This is a genomic window from Bacteroides sp. 43_46, assembly GCF_001915455.1.
In the GTDB taxonomy this organism is placed as follows: domain Bacteria; phylum Bacteroidota; class Bacteroidia; order Bacteroidales; family Bacteroidaceae; genus Bacteroides; species Bacteroides caccae.
On record NZ_MNQN01000087.1, the window covers coordinates 1 to 3,331 of the forward strand.

Consider the following 3,331-nt stretch of genomic DNA (forward strand, 5'->3'; position numbering starts at 1 on the left):
CATTGTACTGGCGGTACTATCAAGTGGTTGGAACAGAGATTGCAGATGATCGGTTCGCCCGATGAAGCAGAAGAACTGGCCGTTACTGTGGAAGACAATGGAGGTGTATATGTTGTACCGGCTTTTGCCGGACTGGGTGCTCCTTGGTGGCAAGGGGATATAAAGGCGGCCATTTTAGGGATGACTTTAGGTACCGGGAAGCCACATGTTCTTAGGGCGGCGCTTGAATCCATAGCTTATCAAGTCAATGATTTAGTCAAAGCGATGACCACTCAGGCAGGTATAAAACTGAAAGAAATCAGGGTTGACGGAGGACCTACAAAAAATAAATTTTTAATGCAGTTCCAGGCTGACTGTTTACGTGTACCGATCAATTGTTCGGATGTTGAGGAGGCCTCGGCTTTGGGAGCTGTTGTGATGAATGGAATGGCCCGCAAGATATGGACGAGCTTTGAACAAGTGGCCGTATTACGCCGGAGCCGCTACCGAATAGAACCGCAGGGCAACTTACCACTGATGGAGAAATGGTGTGAAGGCTGGCTGAAAGCAGTAAATCAATTAATCGGATAAATATCTTCTAAGTATAATTTTAACACCAACTATTTACGATGAAAAACAAGGAAAGAATGTGCTTCGGTATAATTATCGGCACCCGTGCTTATTTTAATTCAGAATTGGCCAAAGATGTTCGCAAACAGCTGTTGAGAACACTTGCAGACGAAGGCTATGACTATGTAATTTTACCTGAAGATGCTACTCCTACTGGCAGTAGCAGTATTGAAACCCGTGAAGACGGATTGAAGTGTGCCGAACTGTTCCGTCAAAATCGTGACCGTATTGACGGCATTATAGTCTCTTTACCCAACTTTGGCTTTGAGATTGGAATAATCAATGCTATCAGTGTGGCTGATTTGAATGTTCCCATTTTGGTACAAGCTTGTGACGACGAGAATGACAAGGTGGACTTGGACAGCCGCCGTGATGCTTTCTGTGGTAAAATTTCTGTTTGCAATAATTTGTATCAATATGGTATTCCTTTTACAGATACTACGCTGCATACCTATTCTATATACTCTGAACTATTGGCTAAGGATATTAATAAGTTCGCCGGTATCTGTCGTGTGGTCAATGGTTTGCGCCATGCACGTATCGGGGCTATCGGTGCCCGACCAGCCGGTTTTCAGACGGTACGTGCCAGTGAAAAACTGTTGCAGAAGAGTGGTATTACAGTCGTTCCAGTCGATCTTTCTGAAATACTCGGTGCTGCCCGTAAGATTGAGGATACAGATGTGGAACTGCTGAAGAAACTTGAAGAGATTAAGTGTTATGCAGTAGTTCCTAAAGAATACAGTGACAAGCTGGTGCTTCAGGCAAAGTTTGGCGTGGCTGTGGAACGGTGGATTGAAGCCAATCAGATTGATGCTGTGGCTGTTCAGTGTTGGGACTCTTTGGAACAGAACTATGGTTGTGCAGCTTGTGTGACAATGAGTATGCTGGGTGAAAAACTACTACCTGCCGCTTGTGAGGTTGATATTGCCGGTGCTGTATCCATGTATGCTTTGACATTGGCAGCGCAAGGTCAATCGGCATTACTTGACTGGAACAATAATTTTGCGGAAGACCGGAATAAATGTGTGTGTACTCATTGCGGTAATTTCCCGAAATCGTTTGTCAGAAATGACTTAAAGCTTGGTACACTTGGCGTTCTGGGACGTACGCTAGGTAAGGTCAATACATTCGGTGCTGTATATGGCAAAGTGACTAAAGGTGATTTCACATTCTTCCGTATTTCCACTGATGATACTAAAGGTACTATCAAGGCTTATTTGGGTACTGGTGAAATCACGGATGATCCGTACGGAATGGATGGATGTATAGCTGTTACCAAAGTGGATAACTTACAGATTTTGATGAAACATATTTGCAGGAATGGTTTTGAACATCATGTGGCTATGGTTCGTAATGATGTAAAGGATATTCTGAATGAGGCCATCGAGGGTTATTTGGGGTGGAATCTATATGTGCATGAATAAATAGGTAAACACACGGTAAACAACAGAAAATAAATTATGATACTTGTTGACAACTATATTGGAGCCATTCTGTGTTGTGTCTATTGTTGCCTCTGTTGGGGTTCTTGGGCGAATACGCAGAAGATGGTGACATCGAAAAGCTGGAGTTTTGAGCTTTTCTATTGGGATTTGACTTTCGGTTTATTTTTCACAGCTCTGTTAGGTGCCCTGACATTGGGTAGCTTGGGAGGTGAAGGCCGTACTTTCTTTGGGGATTTGGCAGTAATGGACTGGAATAGTATGAAGTATGCGCTCCTAGGCGGTATTGTATGGAATTTCGGTAATATCTTTCTGACAGCAGCCATTGCTGTAGCCGGGATGTCGATAGGTTTTCCCATTGGTGGAGGCTTAGCTTGGATAGGCGGTATAATTTTTAATTATCTACTGATATCTTTGGCCGGCGAAGTATACCCTGGAAACCAGACATTGCTTTGGATAGGAGTAGCTGTTATTGTGATAGCCATCTGCATTTGTGGCAAGGCTTATGGAAAGATGTCGGCAAGTCAGGCGTCTACTCCTAAAAAAGGTATCTTATTGGCTATTGTAGCGGGGTTGGCCATTATGTTCTTCTATGGCTTGGTTGTAAAATCACTAGATCCTCAGTATGTAACGGGTGGTACGGGAACACTGACTCCCTATACCGGTGTATTTTGTTTTGCTGCCGGTGTCCTTATCACGACTCCTGTCTTTAATACGTTTGCTATGAGTCATCCGGCTCAGGGAAACAAGGTGACAATGAAGGATTATCTGAAAGGTGACACCCGTACACATCTGATTGGTATGTTGGGAGGTTTTATTTGGATGAGTGGTATGGTAGTCAGCTTTATGGGAGCTGGTTCTGCCAATCCGGCTATAGCCTATGCATTGAGTAATGCCGCACCGGTGGTAGCCATGATTTGGGGATTCTTTGTATGGAAGGAGTTCAAAGGCGCTCCAAAGGGGACTGTACCTATGATTGCAACCATGTTTGTGCTCTTTGTTGTGGGGCTGGTACTGATTACTCTTTCAAACTGATATTTTAAATTCATTGTTAACCCAAAATAATATTAAATGAAAACGATTGTAACACAAATTAGACAGAAAAGGTTAATGGCCTTAGTGCTGTTCCTTTTGGTAGGTATGACATCTGTTTTTGCACAGAAACAAGTAAATGTATCTGGCAGAATTACTGATGAGCTTAATGAACCGATGATTGGTGTAAGTGTATTGGAAAAAGGAACGACAAATGGTGTTATAACTGATTTGGATGGCAATTATAC

The 3,331-nt window shown here is 43.1% G+C and carries 4 protein-coding genes; all 4 read left to right on the forward strand.

All coding sequences use genetic code 11. The features are described from left to right. A partial coding sequence (locus BHV72_RS07020) for an FGGY-family carbohydrate kinase (RefSeq protein ID WP_286855473.1) occupies positions 1–570 on the forward strand: 570 nt, incomplete at its 5' end. A 38-nt stretch (positions 571–608) separates the two neighbouring features. Further along, entirely contained in the window at positions 609–2,033 is a 1,425-nt protein-coding gene (locus BHV72_RS07025) for an L-fucose/L-arabinose isomerase family protein (RefSeq protein WP_022401103.1), read from the forward strand. Positions 2,034–2,069: 36 nt separating this feature from the next. Then, on the forward strand, positions 2,070–3,086 hold the full coding sequence (locus BHV72_RS07030) for a GRP family sugar transporter (protein ID WP_035447022.1): 1,017 nt from the start codon (positions 2,070–2,072) through the stop codon (positions 3,084–3,086). Between the two features lie 75 nt (positions 3,087–3,161). Further along, the coding region (locus BHV72_RS07035; protein WP_286855475.1) for a carboxypeptidase-like regulatory domain-containing protein at positions 3,162–3,331 on the forward strand (170 nt) is incomplete at its 3' end.

Bases quoted from the DNA above. Each gene is read 5' to 3' on its own strand.
- BHV72_RS07025 (WP_022401103.1), top strand. From the start codon at position 609: ATGAAAAACAAGGAAAGAATGTGCTTCGGTATAATTATCGGCACCCGT.
- BHV72_RS07030 (WP_035447022.1), top strand. From the start codon at position 2,070: ATGATACTTGTTGACAACTATATTGGAGCCATTCTGTGTTGTGTCTAT.